A 16,437-nucleotide genomic window follows, 5' to 3' on the forward strand; every position below is an offset into this window, starting at 1 on the left:
CGCTCAGGACGGTCGCGGTGAGGCAGCCCAGGCGTGGCAGCACGACAGGTCATCCCGCCGTCCTGCCGCGTACGTCGGAGCTCTGGGGCGGAAGAGCTAGGGCAGAGCCTGTTCGGCCCAGATCACCTTGCCCTGAGGCGTGTACCGGGTGCCCCAGCGCTCGGCGACCTGCGACACCAGGAACAGACCGCGGCCGCCCTCGTCCATCGTCGCGGCGTACCGCAGGTGCGGGGAGGTGCTGCTGCCGTCGGCGACCTCGCAGATCAACGTACGGTCGTGGATCAGCCGTACATGGATCGGCTCGGAGCCGTAACGGATGGCGTTGGTGATCAGCTCGCTCAGGATCAGCTCCATGGTGAAGGCCAGCTCGGACAGGCCCCACTCGTCGAGCTTGAGGGCCACCGCGTCGCGCATCCCCGCGACGGCGGCCGGGTCGAGCGGCACGTCCCAGTCGGCGATCCTGTCGCGCGGCAGCCCCCGCGTACGGGCGATCAGCAGGGCGACGTCGTCCTTGGGACGCCCCGGCAGCAGCTCGTCGAGCACGGCCTGGCAGCTCTCCTCGGGCGACCTGCCGGGGTGGCCCGACAGCGCCTGGCGCAGCAGCTCCATGCCCACGTCCAGATCGCGTCTGCGGTCCTCGATGAGGCCATCGGTGTACAGGACGAGCTGGGCGCCGTCCGGAAGGTCCAGCTCGGCCGTCTGGAACGGCAGCCCGCCCAGACCGAGAGGCGGCCCGGTCGGCAGATCGAGGAAGGTGACGGTGCCGTCGGGGAGGACCAGCGCCGGCGCCAGGTGCCCGGCACGCGCCACGACACAGCGCCTCGTCACCGGATCGTAGATCGCATACAGGCAGGTGGCACCCACGATGTCCGTGGCGCTCACCGTGTCCGACTCGTCCTGGTCTATGCGGCCGACGAGGTCGTCCACGTGGCTGAGCAACTCGTCGGGCGGCAGATCGAGCGAGGAGAAGTTGTGCACCGCGGTCCGCAGCCGGCCCATGGTGGCGGCGGCGTGCAGCCCGTGGCCGACCACGTCGCCGACGGTCAGCGCGACCCGGCTGCCCGACAGTGGAATCACGTCGAACCAGTCGCCGCTCACGCCCGACTGGGCGGGGAGGTAGCGGAAACCGACCTCGAGGGCGCTCTGTTCGGGCAGGGCTCGCGGCAGCAGGCTGCGCTGGAGGGTCACCGCGAGGGCGTGCTCGCGGGTGTAGCGGCGGGCGTTGTCGATGCTGACCGCCGCTCGGGCCACCAGTTCCTCGGCGAGCGACAGATCCTCCTCGTCGAAGGGCCCGTGCTGCTGGGAGCGCCAGAAGTTGGCCATGCCCAGCACGACGCCGCGGGCCTTGATCGGGGCGGCGATGAGGGTGTGAATGCCGAATTCCATGATCCGCTTGGTGCGCTCCGGGTCCTGCGCGTGCCAGCCCGTGGCGGTCGACAGGTCGGGCACCAGCTCGGCGTGACCGCTCCCGTAGCCGCGGGCCTGGGGGGTGGACGGCAGGAAGTCGATCAGCCTGCCCGCCTCGTAGAGCGGGTGGTCGTCCCGGATGCCGTACACGGCCGTACGCCGCATGTCCGTCGCGGTGAGGGCCGGTTCCTCACCGTGCAGTACGGCGTCGGCCAGGTCCACGGTGACGAAGTCGGCGAAACGGGGGACGGCGACCTCCGCCAGCTCGTCGGCGGTGCGCAGGACGTCCAGGGTGGTGCCGATGCCCAGTCCGGCGTCGTACAGCAGCTTGAGCCGCTCCCTCGCGATCTCCGCCCTGCCGGTCACCGCCCGCAACTCGGTGGAGTCGCGCAGCGTCACCACCGTCCCCATGGGGCCGCCGTCGCTGTCCGTGTGCCGCTGGTTGACCGCCAGCAGCCGGTCTCCGGCGAAGTGCACCTCGTCGGTGACCTCGCGCCCTGAGGCGAGCAGCTCCGCCGTCTCGGGGTCGAGGCTCGACAGCTCCGACACGAGATGCCCCTCGACATCAGGGGGCAGCTCCAGCAGCCGTCTTGCCTCGTCGTTCGCCAGAACCAGCCGCCCGCCGCCATCGACTATCAGCACGCCTTCGCGCACGGAGTGCAGCACCGTGTCGTGGTGGTCGTACATGCGGGTCATCTCGTCCGGGGCCAGGCTGTGGGTCTGCCGTCGCAGCCGCCGGCCCACCAGTGCCGTGCCCGCGGTGGCCAGCACGAGCGCCCCGGCACCGGCGCCCAGGATGATCGGCAGTTGCCGGGCCACCTGACTGGCCACGTTCTTGACCTTCAGCCCTGCCGAGACGAGCCCCACGACCTTGCCGTCGGCGTTGTCGATGGGGACGGTGGCCTGGACCTCCCGGCCGAGTGGGCCCATCACACTCTCCGTGTACACCTTCCCCGCGAGCGACGGCTTGATGTTGCCCACGAACTGCTTTCCGATCAGGTTCGGCAGGGGGTGGGTGTAGCGGATGCCCTTGGTATCGAGGACCACGATGAAATCGACGCCCGCAGCCTTGCGCGCCGACTCCGTGAGCGGCTGGAGGATCTTGCTCGGGTCGGGGCTTTCCAGTGCGGCCACGACGCCGGGAGAGTGCGCGAACGTCTCCGCCACGGCGACGGAGCGGCGCTTGGCCTCGGCATTGGTGTCCCGGTCCGACTGGAGGACCAGGGCGAAGACGCCAGCGACCACGAGCAGCACGACCAGCGCCACCTGGAGTACGAACACCTGCCCGGCTACGCTTCGCGGGCTTCTGCTGACCAGGGACCTGAACAGGCTTCTCAAGTCGGCGAAACGATTCGCCATGTGACCTTTCTAGCACTGACGATCCGGAGCGGCCACAGGCCGCACCGCGCACCCCGTGTGGCACGAAAATACGATTCGGTGCTGTGAGCTGTGACGATGCCGTTCGGTCAGGCGGCGCGGTAATACCCGTTGCTCAATCCTCCGAAGGTGGATCGTCGTCGGATCCGGCGGACCTGCAGGCCGGCGACGGGGGCCGGGGCGCCCGGCTGCGTGGTGGTGGGCGCGCGAGACCGTGGAATCCACGCTCGACAACTACCAGGGCCAGGCCGATGGGAACGACGGGAATGACCTCCAAGCCGGCTCGATCGCCTCGGATCTGGCCTACCTGGTCTCGCGTCGCTCCTCCGGGGCCGGGACGCTCAGCCCCGTCCACGTCCGCAACGGCTACCGGTCGTGGGGGGGGCGACGCCCCCGCTCACGTCCGGAGCGCCGGGCGCTCACCACCGACCGCGCACCCGCCCCGCGTCAGCGGCACGACGCCTTGTGCCGGAGGTCTCCGCCCATCAGCTCTACGTGTTCCGTGGCTGTGGCACGACCGCGGACGACGGTGACGATGACCCGTCCGGCCGTCGGTTCCGAGAGGTCGAAGGCGTAGAGCGCACGCCGACCGTCCAGGACAGGTGGCAGTCGGCGGACCGCGAGAGGTCTGCCGTTGCACGTCACCGACCGGACGATCTCACGGTCCGCGCCGAACACATGGACCTCGGCGAACGTGTACGTACTGAGCAGGGGAACGAGCGCGGGACGGACGGAGAAGGGAATGTCGCCGCGGTCGGAGACGCACGACGTCGTGGTGAACCCGCCGGCCGAAGCGGCCGAACCCGAGCAGAAGCGCCCGTCGGCGGACTCCCAGACGAACGTGGCAGCGCTCCGGCCGACGGCGGCGGTGAACATCCCGTGCGGTCCTGGAAGGTCCTTGATGGGCAGTTGCGCCCTGAGGTTGGCTCTGGACGCGTCGACCACCTGGCCGGATGCGGCGGCCCGCGGCGACGCCGTACGCGTCGAGGAGGCCCCCGGTGACGGCTTCGCCCTGGACGGGCCACCCCCCGCGGTACAGGCCACCGCCGAGAGCAGCACCGCACCGGCCACAACACATGCGAGAAGCCTGTTCATGATTCCCCCGCCGGCCCATGTCAGTGCCGGGAGAGTAGCGCCCGGGGCCAGTGCCTGTCAGCGGTCCGCGGCCGCAAGGGCACGATGAGGCGGACGGAGGGGACTTCGGGGGGGGAGCCAGGACGGACGGGGCCATCCCCCACCAGCCACCTCACCGGACTCCACCTACGCGGCGCAGTGGTCTGGCTCCGCAGCCTCCGGCCCGTCAGATGATCCGAACCTGGAACAGCCCCCAGAGCGACGCGCCAGCCGGCTTCGGGAGCCGGTGGTGCGGTGACGCTCTCGGAGCGGGCGGGAGGCCAGTCCCGGTACTGCGCCTTCGGCGAAGACGCGGGCATCGTCGCGGCAGGCCGTGCCAGACGTAAGACACCGGGGCCCCGTCGCCGTCGTCGATCGACGTCCATGGACTTCAGGTTGCCGTCGAGCGAAGGCAGTGTGCTGCGGCATGACGGTGCCCTTCTACGCGCGGACGAGCGGGGCGCGCTCAACTGGTGCGACCTGACAGGCCTGTTGAGCCGGGCATCCCCCAAGAACACAACGCAACACAGCACAACCGCCACAACGGCGCCGCCGGTGTGTGGCTTCCTGTTTTGCTGCCGGGCCGCAGGGGTTGTCCGCGAACCTTCCCGGACTTGTCCGTGATCGGTAACGGACGCATCCGTGGGCCCGTGCCTCTCGTCCTGCCCAGTGATCGCAAGGCGATCGGGACCGGTGGGGCACTGCGTGAAGGGGACGGACATGGCGCGACGGGGCAACGGGCGAGGCTGGAACAGCAAAGTGGTGGGGGCCGCGCTCGGGGTGACGCTGCTCGCCACCAGTGCCTCGGTGTGGACCGCGCAGGCCGGTGCCGCGGACGGCTCGTCACCCGAGGCGGCAGCCCCGGCCAACCCGGGCAGTGACGTGAGACCGACCGCGGTGACCATCGCACACGCCTCGGACGCGGGGACCCGCGGCGTCAACATCACCATCGACGACGGTCCCGACCCCCGGTGGACCCCTCAAGTGCTCGACGTGCTGCGGGAGTACGAGGTGAAGGCCACGTTCTGCATGGTGGGCCCGCAGGCCCAGGCGCACCCGGACCTCGTGAAGAAGGTCGTCGCGGCCGGGCACCGGCTGTGCGACCACTCGATGTCGCACGACACCGCCATGGACAAGAAGTCCGAGGCCTACCAGGCGCAGCAGGTACTCGACACCGAACGCATGATCACCAAGGCGTCCGGGGGCGTACGGCCGATGTACTACCGGGCACCCGGTGGAGCCTTCACCCCCTACAGCCGCAAGCTCGCCGCTTCCCGGGGCATGCGCCCGCTGGGCTGGAACGTGGACAGCAAGGACTTCGAGCGCCCCGGTACGGACACCATCGTCGCCACCGTCGAGCGGGAGCTGCCCAACGGACCGACGATCCTCTTCCACGACGCGGGCGGCGACCGCGCCCAGACCGTCGAAGCCCTGCGCCGCATTCTCCCCCAACTCAAGGAACAGGGCTACTCCTTCGGCTTCCCGGTGCGCTGAGCCTCGCCCCTGGCTCGGCGCCTCGGGGCCGATACCTGTACGCGGCCGGCAGGGGCACCGTCCCCGCGGCCGGCGGATCGGCCCGCCGTGTTCCGGTGCGAGGAGGCGCGGCCGCGCCTCGCCGGAGCGATGGGCGCCGATCCGGGCCTGCGCTGCGCACCGTGCATCAGCAGGTGCCGCGTCAGAGCCCGGCGCGACTCCCTGAGGTGGCTCCGTCAGCAGGATCTGGCTCGTGGGAGGCCGGCTCGCCGGGCCTCCCACAGCGGCAGCGCGTCAGTCGCGGTCGACCTCCTCGTGGGTGATGGTGCCCTTCACCGCGTCGATCTCGAAGTCGGTCTTGTTCCAGTCCGCGGTGACGACGCCGACGGACCAGATGAGGGCGTTGTCGTCGTTGTCATCCAGGTTGACGGAGGTGACCGTGCCCTTCGTCTTGTCCGTGGCGACCTTGGCCGCCTGCTGCGGCGTCTGCGTGGCACGGGCGATCCGGTCGGCCATCTCACGCTTGTCGTCGGAGTCCTGGCCGCTCTGGGCGACCGACTGGATCACCTTGCCCGAGATGGCGTCGATGCGGACGGTGTGCGTGGTCCCGTCCTTCTCGACGACTTCAGCGACCCATTGCGGGGCGGCGGAGCTGCCGCTCGGGCTGGGGCTGAGGCTGGGGCTGGGGCTGGGGGTTCCGCTGGGACTGGGGCTTTCGCTCTCGTCGGAGTCGGTGTCGTGGTCTTCGTCGCCCGGGCTCTTCAGGTCGAGTTCGGCCAGCTTGCTGCCCGAGACCTCGCCCACTGCCGTGGCGGCCGCCTTGTCGAAGGTGACCTTGGTGACACCGAGCACGTTCTTGCGCGCTGTCTGGTCCTGAGTGAGCTGCGCGCTGCCGGAGGGGCTGTCCGACGGGGTGGCCGCCTGGCTCGGAATGACCTTCGCCGCTTCCGCCGTCGCTGCGTCTGTCGTCTTGCCACCGTTCGCTCCGCAGCCTGTCATCAGTGCCGCTGAGGCTACGGCGGCGCACACGGCGCCGACGACATGGAGGTGGCGGGCGCGCTGGATGCCGGTCTTCTTGCGTCGGGACTCAAATCTCATAACCCCATGCCTAGCCCTCACACCGATCGGCCATGTTGCCCGGCGGCCGGAGTCACCCGATCGACCATGCGGCGCCGCCGCCTCTTGGCCGTCGCCGGGATCAGCTCCGCCACGCTGAGCATCCGGGGCTCACGATCCGCCCGTGTTTTCGCGGGCGGATTTTCGCGGGCATAGGGACGATGCCTACCGAAGTTGGTCGCCCCGAGCCGAAAGCTGAGGGGTTCATCGGTCGCTGGGAGGAGGTCCTGCGCCTCAGGCGCGCTTCGCGCCCGCCTGGCTAGGGTCGGTCCTCATGGAGACCACAGGAATAGTTCGCCGCGAGACGGCGGAGCGTATGCGCGACACTCTGGAGCGGCTCGCTGCCGAGCGGGACATCTGGGTGTCGACGGCTCACCCTGATCACGGGCCGCACCAGGTGCCGCTGTGGTTCTCGTGGGATGGGCGAGCAGTGTGGATGTGCACCAGCGCCACTTCCGTGACTGCGCGCAACGTCCGCAAAGAGCCGCGCGTGCGCCTGGCACTGCCGAACACCTTCGACGTGGTGCTCCTCCAGGGTGAGGCGGAGTGTTTCCTGGACCAGGAGGTGCCCGGAGACGCAGCGGAGGCGTTCACCGACAAGTTCGGGTGGGATCCACGCGTGGAAGAGGGTTCCTTCCTGTATGTACGCGTAGTCCCGAGAACTGTGCGCGCTTGGCACGGCGAGCCGGAACTCCGCGGGAGAGTCATCATGCGCGACGGGATGTGGCTGGAATAGACGGGATGCGGCTGGGACAACGGCCGCCCCTCGCCGAGGCGCCTCTCTCGGATCACGATCTACAGCTCGGGTGACTGGCCGATCTCACGAGGAAGCCCCACCGGAGCTCACGCTCTCCGGTGGGGCTTCCTTGTCTCACCCGCGCTCCCAGCTCTCAGCTCTCAGCTCTCACGAATTACGGCGTGTAGACGGCGTCACTGCCGTACAGCTCCCTCGTGAACGCGGAGACATCGGCGCTGCGGTCGGCACCGTCGAGGTTGTACGTCAGATAGACGCCGTACCCCTCGCTGACGGTGCGGCGGGCGAGGTCGGCGGACGTGCTCTGCGAGGTCCCGCCGATCTCCACGGCCGCCGGCGACAGTTTCGACTTGGGCAGTGCGATGCCGGGGACCTGCCATGTGCCGTAGTACGGGTTCCAGGCGTAGTCGAACTTCGACGAGACGTCGACGCCGCCGTAGGAGAGGCGCGACGCGGCCGGGCCGATGTTGTAGAGACTGATGATCTTGTCCGGCATGTTCGTGCGCAGCGCCGTCACCAGGTGCACGAACGAGCTGTCGTTGGGCTGGCCGGTGCCGTTGTTGCCGTACTCGGCGTACTCGTCGTCGAAGTCGATCCCGTCCAGGCCGTACTTGGTCACGGTGTCCGACATCTGTTTCGCGAACGCCGAGGCCGCTTCCTGGGACGGGAAGTTCGCGAAGCCCGCGCCCTGGTGGTTGCCGAGCACCGAGAGGACGACCTTGATGCCCTTCTGCTGCAACGGCCTTATCTCCGTGGCGGCGTTGTCGAGGACTCGCTGCACGTTCTCGTTGAAGTGCAGATACGCCGACTTCGTACCCGTGTCGTAGTTGATGTTCGCCGCGAAGATCACGGCGACGTCGAAGACGTTGTCGCCACTGTTGGCGAGGGTGTACTTGCCGACGTTCAGCATGCTGTTGTTGTTCACCTCGACGTACGCCACCGAGGTCGGTCCCTGTTTCACGGGAGCCGGAGCGGGGGCCGCTGCCGCGCCGGTCGCAGCGGTCGTGCCGAAGGCGAGTGCCGCGACGGCCGACAGCGCGAGCGCGGCCGTCCGCACTCTGTTCCGCACCAGAGTGAACATCGTTGATCGGTCTCCCATCGCACGGTCGGCGCCCGACCTGTTCGGAAGCGCCGAGTGAGCGCTCCGAGTTTTCCGCTCCTGTGACCGAATCCCGGGAATCGTACGCGAACTCTTCACGACTCCCACGCACCTCGCGCCACAACTCGACGCCTGCGCAAGGGAGTTGGCTCCTCCCGCGGCCTTGACGTGAATGAGCCCCGGCCCGCGGGTGCGGGTGGGGCAGTTACCAGGTCACCTGGTGGCTCTGGCGGCCTCCTCGATCAGCCTTGCGGTGGTCTTCGGGTGACTGATCATCGCGACGTGGGACGAGGTCGGCACTTCGACGACCTTTCGGAATTTCGCACGGCTGTACATCCAGCGCTCGGCCGCGGGCGGGATCGCCTTGTCCCGGCCGGCGACCAGGCCCCACGACGGGATCGTCCGCCACGCGGCGGCCTTGGTCGGATAGGTGAAGGAGTCCGCGTCGAAGGGCCGCTGAGTGGCCTGCAGCAGCCGGAACGCAGCTGTGGACACGTCGGCGGCGAAGGCTGCCTGGCCGTCCTTGCTCAGGTACAGGTCGGTTCCCGTGGTGCCGTCGGGCTTCGTGTAAGGGACCGGCACGCTCACGGGCAGGACCTCGCTGCCCGGGAACTTGTCAATGAGCTCGCCCTGGGTCTCGCCCACATCGGGTGCGAACGCCGCGATGTAGACCAACGCCTTGACGTTGCTCTTCCCGGCAGCGGCATTCGTGATGACGGTTCCACCCATGGAATGTGCGACCAGGACGACCGGCCCGCTGATGGAGTCCAGCAGACTCCCGATGTACGGGGCATCGGTGGGAATGCCCCTCAGCGGGTTCGACCCTGCAATCGTGGTGTAACCCTTGCTCTGCAGCTCCGGGACGACTCCGTTCCAGCAAGACGAATCGGCGAAGCCGCCGTGGACCAGCACGATGGTCGGCTTGGCGCCCGGCGCGGGGCCGCTGCCGGTCGCGGCCGTGGCGCTGCTCGGGGTGAGGATCGCGGCCGATGCCGCGGCGGCTGCACCGGTGGCGATGACTCTGCGGCGGGTGAACGTGGGGCGGACGGTCATGCGGATACTCCAGGGGTGGTGGGTGGAGCGGGGCGGGCACGGGGCGTCTCGTCCGGGCCGAGGCGCCGCCCGGACGAGACGCGGGCGGGCGGCTGCTAGGAGCGGCTGCCCGGGCTTTCGGCGGCTTGCGCGATGACGGCGGCCACGACGGCCGGGCGGGAGACGTAGACGGCGTGGCTGCCGGGGGTCTCGCTCACGGTCGAACCGGCACGCTCGGACATGGCGCGCTGGGCCGCCGGAGGGATCATGCGGTCGTCGGTGGAGACCAGGTACCAGGACGGCTTCGTCTGCCAAGCCGGTTCGGACACGGCCCCTTCGAGGGCGTCGATGCCCCAGGGGACCTGGGAGTCGGCCATGAACGCGGCCTGCGCCTCGGGGACGTCGGCGGCGAAGGAGGCCGCGAACTTGTCCCGGTCCAGGAACAGGAACCCGTCCCTCGGCGGCAGGATCGGCGGGACCGGCGCGCCGGACGGCGGGTCGGCGATCAGGGAGCTGACCGACTCGCCTTTGTCCGGCGCGAACGCGGCGATGTAGGCGAGCGCGACGACGTTCGGGTGGTTTCCGGCTTCGGTGATGACGACGCCGCCGTAGGAGTGGCCGACGAGTACCGCCGGGCCGTCCAGGGTGTCGAGGATCTGGTGGGTGGCGGCGACGTCCCCGGCCAGTGACAGGGTCGGGTTCTGCACGACGGCCACGCGGTAACCGTCGGCGGTGAGGTGGTCGTAGACGCCCTGCCAGCCTGATCCGTCCACGAAGCCACCGTGGACGAGCACGATGTTCCTGATGGTTGCCATGGCCCATGTCCCCTCTGGACGGACAGGCCCGGTGCCTGTCCGAGGTACCCCATACAAGTCGCGCGCGGGAGGACTGAACACGCAGAGCAGCATGCAGAGTTACGGAACGCCTGCCTTCCGGGTGTCAGGCGCCGGCCGCGGCCAGGCTGCGGCAGCGGTCGTGGGCTTCGCCGTCGCCGGTCGACGCGTACACCTCGGCCGCCCGCGCGTAGGCGTGGCGGCTCTGGTCCGTGCGACCGTCCTGTGCGTGCAGGGCAGCCACCTCTTCCAGGGCCTGGGCCAGCCAGAAGTTCGAGATGCGGAGCCCGTCCAGGAGGCCGATCGCCTCGTTGAGGGCGGTGACGGCTTCGGTCCGGCGCCCGAGGACCGCCAGGCACTGGCCGATGCGGATACCCACCACCGGTCGGCTGAGGGCTGCGATGCGGGGTGTCATGCCGGACTTCTCGTCGTCTGCCAGGGCGCGGATCTCGAGGTACTGCCGCAGTGCTTCGGAGTGACGTCCTTGGTCGCGGAGGCAGTTGCCGACGCCGACGAGGCCCTGGGCGTGCGAGTCGATGTCGCCCAGCGCCTTGAATGTCTGTGCTGCCTGTGACGCTGCCGCGATGGCTTCGTCGTGCCGGCCGAGCTTGCTGAGTGCCGCGTTGCTGTACTGGTGTGACCAGGCGATCTGAGTCCTCGCACCGCCGCGTGTGGCCAGTTCCAGCGCCTGTGCCGTGTAGCTCAGGACCGTCTGCGGGTCGCTGGGCGGTACTGAGTGGACCCACGCCAGGTAGTTGAGCTGAGTCGCCTGCGCCGCGAGGTCGTCGAGAGCGGCGGCGGCTTGTGCTCCCAGGGTGAAGACCTCGCCCCAGTGCGGGCCGTGCAGCCAGCGGTCGGAGAACCAGTGCATCGACTCCGCGCAGTTCAGGACGAGTTCGTGCAGGCCTTGGCCGGCTGCGGCCCGCATCGCGGCCAGCCAGTTGTCCACATTGCCGCGCAGCCACTGTTCGGCCTCTTCTTCGGTGGCCAGGGAGGTGAGGTCGGGGTCGGGCCCGTCGGGACGGCCGTAGCCGGGTTCGAACCAGCGCCCTGCTGTTGTGGCCATCCGCAGCAGCCACGAGGTCACCGTGGCGGTGACGGCTTCCCGTCCGGGCGGGGCCTCTTCGTTCTGGAGGCGGTCGCGTGCGAACAGGCGGACCAGGTCGTGGAATCGATAACGGCCCGCGGTGCCGTCCTGCAGCAGGCCGAGGTCGACGAGGTCGTCCAGCCCCTGCCAGGCGTCCTCGATCGGCATCCCTCCGGCCACGGCCGCCAGAGCGGCGTCGAAGTCCCGGCCCGGCACCGCGGCGAGGCGCCGGAACAGCCGCTTGGCACGTTCGGCGAGCTGCTCGTACGACATGCCGAAGGCGTTGGCAATCTTGAGGTCGCCGGCCGTGAACTGATGGAGTCGGCTCTCTTCGTCGGCGAGCCGGCCGGCGAGTTCCGCGGCGTCCCATGCGGGCCGGCTGACCAGCCGGTTTCCGATGATCCGCAGGGCCAGCGGCAGTCCCCCGCACAGTTCGGCGATCCTCGTCAGCGCTGTCTCGTCGTCGGATGCGGCACGCTCCCCCAGGATCCCGGTCAGCAGTTGCGTGGACTGAGGCACGGGCAGGGGGCCGAGGACGAGTCTGCGCACCCCCTCCAGACCCGCCAGCAACCGCCGGGTGGTGATCACCACCCGGCCGGCACCTCCGCCGGGCAGGAGCGGGCGGACCTGCTCCTCCGATGCGGCGTTGTCGAGGACGACCAGGACCCGTTTGTCGCGCAGCAGCGACCGGTACAGGGCGGCCCGTTCCTGCGTGTCGCCAGGGATGTGCTGGTCCGCGACGCCGAACGCGCGCAGCAGCGTCCGCAAGGTGTCGCCCGCACCTGCCGGACGCTGGGACATGCCGAACAGGTCGATGAAGAACACCCCGCCGGGGAAACTCGGCCGCACGGAGTGCGCGGCACGCACGGCGAAGGACGTCTTGCCCAGGCCCGCCGATCCGGTGACGAGTCCCACCACGCCGACGCCCGGTGAGCTCTCGGCGTAGAGCAGTTCGCTCATCCAGATCAGTTCCGCACCGCGGCCGGTGAAGTCGTCGATCGTCCCGGGCAGTTCACACAGACCACTCGGGCGACTCCAGTGATCGCGCAGCCGCCCGGCGCGTGCCAGCTCGATCAGCCGTTGCCGTGCGCCCGCTTCGAGTCCCAGGGCGTCTGCCACCGCGGTGACGGTCCTGTGCTGCGGCCCTCTGCTGCGTCCGCGCTCCATGTCGGACAGCGTGCGGGCACTGACCGACGAAGCCTCCGCCAACTGCTCCAACGTCAGACGTGCTTTACGCCGGTGCGCGCGCAACACGTCGCCGAACCCGTGGTGTTCAGTCACGGGGGCCCACCCCCCTCCCACCCCTCCTGCGTCACATCAGGTCAAGGGCGGACTCCAGACATCCCGACGATCGTATGTCCGGGACGTACTTCCAGGTCGGTCATCAGTCCATGAGGACCCGGCGGGCCGGAAGCGTGCGTCCCAGGCGTGCCAGCGGGGACAGCGCCATCACCGACGGGGACAGCAGCATCCCTGCCGCCGTCGCCGCGAGGCTGACGCGCAGGCCCCACTGGTCCGCGAGGAAACCGCCGAGCAGCGAGCCGAGCGGGGTCAGCCCCATGCCGGCGAACGTGATCGTCGCGGCCACGCGGCCCTGCATCCCGTACGGGGTGAGGGCCTGCCGTACACCCATCACCGTGACGTTCACCAGCTGCCCGAAGGTACCGAACACGAGACTGACCGCGACGAGGGCGAGAACCGTCGCCGCGGTGGAGCCGTGCAGCGCGGGCACGACCAGGAACGCGCCGTCGCCGAGTGCGGCGGCGGCGACGAGCACCACGCCGTGACCGAAGCGGCTCGGCAGGCGGGCGGCCAGCAGCGAGCCCAGGAGTGCGCCCGGTCCTGTGGCCGCGAGCGCGAGGCCGACCTCGGGGCCGGACAGGTGCAGTTCCCGCGGCAGGAAGAGCAGATAGACGGTCATCATGGCCGCCAGCGAGAACTGGAAAGCGGCCGAGGCCAGGCACACGGTCCGCAGGGCGCGGTCGGCGGCGACGAAGCGGAGGCCCGCAAGGATCCGCCGCCGGACCCGCGGGGGACGTGGCGAGAGCTTCGGGACCGGCTCGCGGCGGCGCATCCGCCGTATCGACAGGAACGACAGCGCGAAGGGCAGCGCGCAGGACGCGGCGGCGATCGGCGCCGTCAGGAGGGAGACCAGCACCCCGCCGAGTGCGGGGCCCGCGATCTGGGCGGCGGAGCGGCTGCCCTCCAGGGCGCTGTTGCCCCGCACCAGCTGGTCGCGTTCGACCAGCCGGACTAGAGACGCCTGGTAGGCCACGTCGAAGAACACGGAGAGGGCGCCGACGGCGAAGGCGGTCACGAGCAGCGCGGGCAGGCCGAGCGCGCCGAGGAGCCCCGCCGCGGCCGCGGCGCCCAGGGCCAGCGCCCGGCCCGTGTCGGCCCACACCATCACCGTGCGGGTCCGCCACCTGTCCACCCAGGCGCCGGCGAGGAGCGAGAGCAACAGGATCGGCGCCTGCCCCACCGCGCGCAGGACACCCAGTTCACCGGCGTCGGCGTCGAGTGTCAGGACGGCGTAGAGCGGCAGCACCACCAGAGTTGTGTGTTCGCCGAGTTGGGAGACCGTCTGGCCCACCCAGAGTCGGCGGAAGTCGCGGTCGCGCCACAGGCTTGGGGAAGCGGGTCGGGCGGAAGCGGATCCGGCGGAGGACCCGGAGGACTCGGAGGACTCGGAGGACTCAGAGGACTCGGAGGACTCAGAGGACTCGGAGGACTCAGAAGAAGCGGACGAAGCGGAGGGCACAGGGATCCCTTGCGGTGCTGACGACGAGGCCCGCCACCGGTCGGGCAGAAGGCGCACCGGCGGTTCAGGCAGGAGAGGGCTCGCTGTGCCACGCGACAAGGGCAGCACGCGATGACGGGCCGGTCACGGCCTACACGTCACAGCGCGCTCGTACGACCGGGCATCTCTCACTCCTCGCAGGTCACTCGACGCCCCGACCCTAGCCCGTACCGAAGGAGACCGACATGGGAAAAATCGTCATCAGCGAGAACGTCTCGCTCGACGGCGTCGTCCAGGACCCGACCGGGGAGGAGGGGTTCTCGCACGGCGGCTGGTTCGACCGGATGGCGGACAGGGACCGGCTGGAGTGGACCAAGGTCGAGTTCGACGAGGCGCTCGGCACTCAGGCGCTGCTGCTCGGCCGGCGGAGCTACGAGTGGTTCGCCGCCCGGTGGCCGTCCCGGAGCGGCGCGTGGGCGGAGCGGCTGAACACCCTGCCCAAGTACGTCGTGTCCTCGACCCTCGTCGACCCCGAGTGGAACAACTCGACGGTCCTCGACGGCGAGGTGGTCGCCGCGGTCTCGAAGCTGAAGCAGGAGCTGACCGGGGACATCGTCGTCTACGCGAGCCGCCGGCTGGTGCGCACGCTGCTCGCGCACGGCCTGGCCGACGAGCTGCGGCTGATCGTCCACCCGGTCGTGCTCGGGGCCGGCGAGCGTCTCTTCGGTGAGAGCGGCGACGAGCTGTCCCTGAACCTCCTGGACACCCGTACCGTCGGCGACGGTCTCGCGGCGCTCACCTACGGGATCGTCCGGGACGCCCAGGGATAGGGAAGGCGGTTCGGTCCCGGGCCGCGCCGCGGTGCGGCACGCCTCCTCCGCGATCACGATGAGGGAGGCGACACAAAGGGACACCCACCCCTTTGCATAATCATTCTCTAGGATGCATACTCTTCCCATGTCTAAGGTTCTTACCTCCCTGCCCGCCGGCGAGCGCGTCGGCATCGCCTTCTCGGGCGGCCTCGACACCTCCGTCGCGGTCGCGTGGATGCGCGACAAGGGTGCCGTCCCGTGCACCTACACCGCCGACATCGGCCAGTACGACGAGCCCGACATCGCGTCGGTGCCCGGCCGCGCCAAGGCCTACGGTGCCGAGATCGCGCGCCTGGTCGACTGCCGTGCGGCGCTGGTGGAGGAGGGCCTGGCCGCGCTCGCGTGCGGCGCGTTCCACATCCGCTCGGGCGGCCGTGCCTACTTCAACACGACGCCGCTGGGCCGTGCCGTCACCGGCACGCTGCTGGTCCGGGCGATGCTCGAGGACAACGTCCAGATCTGGGGCGACGGCTCGACGTTCAAGGGCAACGACATCGAGCGGTTCTACCGCTACGGCCTGCTGGCCAACCCGCACCTGCGCATCTACAAGCCGTGGCTCGACGCCGACTTCGTGACCGAGCTGGGCGGCCGCAAGGAGATGTCGGAGTGGCTGGTCGCCCACGACCTGCCGTACCGCGACAGCACCGAGAAGGCTTACTCGACCGACGCCAACATCTGGGGCGCCACGCACGAGGCCAAGACGCTGGAGCACCTCGACACCGGCGTGGAGACCGTTCAGCCGATCATGGGCGTGCGGTTCTGGGACCCGTCGGTGGAGATCGCCGCGGAGGACGTGACGATCGGCTTCGAGCAGGGCCGCCCGGTCACGATCAACGGCAAGCCCTTCGCCTCCCCGGTCGACCTGGTCATGGAGGCGAACGCGATCGGCGGCCGCCACGGCATGGGCATGTCGGACCAGATCGAGAACCGGATCATCGAGGCGAAGAGCCGCGGCATCTACGAGGCCCCGGGCATGGCGCTGCTGCACGCCGCGTACGAGCGTCTCGTGAACGCGATCCACAACGAGGACACCCTCGCGCAGTACCACAACGAGGGCCGGCGCCTCGGGCGGCTCATGTACGAGGGCCGCTGGCTGGACCCGCAGGCGCTGATGGTCCGCGAGTCGCTGCAGCGCTGGGTCGGCTCGGCGGTCACCGGCGAGGTGACGCTGCGGCTGCGGCGCGGTGAGGACTACTCGCTGCTCAACACCACGGGCCCGGCGTTCAGTTACCACCCGGACAAGCTGTCGATGGAGCGGACCGAGGACTCGGCGTTCGGCCCGGTGGACCGGATCGGCCAGCTCACCATGCGCAACCTCGACATCGCCGACTCGCGCGCCCGCCTCGAGCAGTACGCGGGCCTCGGCATCGTCGGCACGACGCACCCCGAGCTGATCGGCGCCGCGCAGGCGGCGGCGACGGGCCTGATCGGCGCGATGCCGGAGGGCGGCGCCGAGGTCATCGCCTCCCGTGGCGAGGTCTCCGAGGACGACGAGCTCCTGGACCGCGCCGCGATGGAGTCCGGCACCGACTAG

Annotated in this window: 12 protein-coding genes; 4 read left to right on the forward strand and 8 right to left on the reverse strand. The window is 70.0% G+C overall.

The genetic code is table 11. The annotated features are described in order from the left end of the window. Positions 1 to 96: 96 nt before the first annotated feature. Together ACIPWY_RS21200 and ACIPWY_RS21205 are read right to left on the reverse strand one after the other, a co-directional pair. Positions 97 to 2,766 carry a SpoIIE family protein phosphatase gene (locus ACIPWY_RS21200; protein WP_362906485.1) on the reverse strand — a complete coding sequence of 890 codons (2,670 nt, stop codon included), beginning with the start codon at positions 2,764 to 2,766 and terminating at the stop codon, positions 97 to 99. Positions 2,767 to 3,231: 465 nt separating this feature from the next. After that, positions 3,232 to 3,879 (reverse strand): hypothetical protein, encoded by a 648-nt coding sequence (locus ACIPWY_RS21205; RefSeq protein ID WP_393702566.1) that lies wholly within the window; start codon positions 3,877 to 3,879, stop codon positions 3,232 to 3,234. Positions 3,880 to 4,617: 738 nt separating this feature from the next. Between ACIPWY_RS21205 and ACIPWY_RS21210 the strand changes: the two genes are divergently transcribed. Continuing rightward, positions 4,618 to 5,391 carry a polysaccharide deacetylase family protein gene (locus ACIPWY_RS21210; RefSeq protein ID WP_362906489.1) on the forward strand — a complete coding sequence of 258 codons (774 nt, stop codon included), beginning with the start codon at positions 4,618 to 4,620 and terminating at the stop codon, positions 5,389 to 5,391. A gap of 273 nt (positions 5,392 to 5,664) precedes the next feature. Here ACIPWY_RS21210 and ACIPWY_RS21215 read toward each other — a convergent pair whose 3' ends face one another. After that, on the reverse strand, positions 5,665 to 6,468 hold the full coding sequence (locus ACIPWY_RS21215) for a PepSY domain-containing protein (protein WP_362906491.1): 804 nt from the start codon (positions 6,466 to 6,468) through the stop codon (positions 5,665 to 5,667). A gap of 292 nt (positions 6,469 to 6,760) precedes the next feature. Between ACIPWY_RS21215 and ACIPWY_RS21220 the strand changes: the two genes are divergently transcribed. Further along, positions 6,761 to 7,222 (forward strand): pyridoxamine 5'-phosphate oxidase family protein, encoded by a 462-nt coding sequence (locus ACIPWY_RS21220; RefSeq protein WP_362906493.1) that lies wholly within the window; start codon positions 6,761 to 6,763, stop codon positions 7,220 to 7,222. Between the two features lie 175 nt (positions 7,223 to 7,397). Here ACIPWY_RS21220 and ACIPWY_RS21225 read toward each other — a convergent pair whose 3' ends face one another. From ACIPWY_RS21225 to ACIPWY_RS21245, 5 genes are all read right to left on the reverse strand, one after another. Then, positions 7,398 to 8,321 (reverse strand): endo-beta-N-acetylglucosaminidase H, encoded by a 924-nt coding sequence (locus tag ACIPWY_RS21225; protein ID WP_362906495.1) that lies wholly within the window; start codon positions 8,319 to 8,321, stop codon positions 7,398 to 7,400. Between the two features lie 231 nt (positions 8,322 to 8,552). Beyond that, positions 8,553 to 9,392: an alpha/beta hydrolase gene (locus tag ACIPWY_RS21230; protein ID WP_362906497.1), complete on the reverse strand. Its 840-nt coding sequence runs from the start codon at positions 9,390 to 9,392 to the stop codon at positions 8,553 to 8,555. 95 nt (positions 9,393 to 9,487) lie between these two features. Continuing rightward, a complete protein-coding gene (locus ACIPWY_RS21235; RefSeq protein ID WP_362906499.1) occupies positions 9,488 to 10,186 on the reverse strand; it encodes an alpha/beta hydrolase in 699 nt (232 codons plus the stop codon). A 124-nt stretch (positions 10,187 to 10,310) separates the two neighbouring features. Then, positions 10,311 to 12,572, reverse strand: a complete 2,262-nt coding sequence (locus ACIPWY_RS21240; RefSeq protein ID WP_393702571.1) for a helix-turn-helix domain-containing protein — start codon at positions 12,570 to 12,572, stop codon at positions 10,311 to 10,313. Between the two features lie 103 nt (positions 12,573 to 12,675). Continuing rightward, positions 12,676 to 13,917 carry an MFS transporter gene (locus ACIPWY_RS21245; protein WP_393702944.1) on the reverse strand — a complete coding sequence of 414 codons (1,242 nt, stop codon included), beginning with the start codon at positions 13,915 to 13,917 and terminating at the stop codon, positions 12,676 to 12,678. A gap of 359 nt (positions 13,918 to 14,276) precedes the next feature. Here ACIPWY_RS21245 and ACIPWY_RS21250 point away from each other — a divergent pair, with 359 nt between their 5' ends. Together ACIPWY_RS21250 and argG are read left to right on the forward strand one after the other, a co-directional pair. Next, positions 14,277 to 14,861 carry a dihydrofolate reductase family protein gene (locus ACIPWY_RS21250; RefSeq protein WP_362906503.1) on the forward strand — a complete coding sequence of 195 codons (585 nt, stop codon included), beginning with the start codon at positions 14,277 to 14,279 and terminating at the stop codon, positions 14,859 to 14,861. 127 nt (positions 14,862 to 14,988) lie between these two features. Beyond that, positions 14,989 to 16,437 (forward strand): argininosuccinate synthase, encoded by a 1,449-nt coding sequence (gene argG, locus ACIPWY_RS21255; protein ID WP_362906505.1) that lies wholly within the window; start codon positions 14,989 to 14,991, stop codon positions 16,435 to 16,437.

The sequence above is a fragment of the Streptomyces sp. NPDC090032 genome (assembly GCF_044748025.1).
GTDB lineage: Bacteria > Actinomycetota > Actinomycetes > Streptomycetales > Streptomycetaceae > Streptomyces.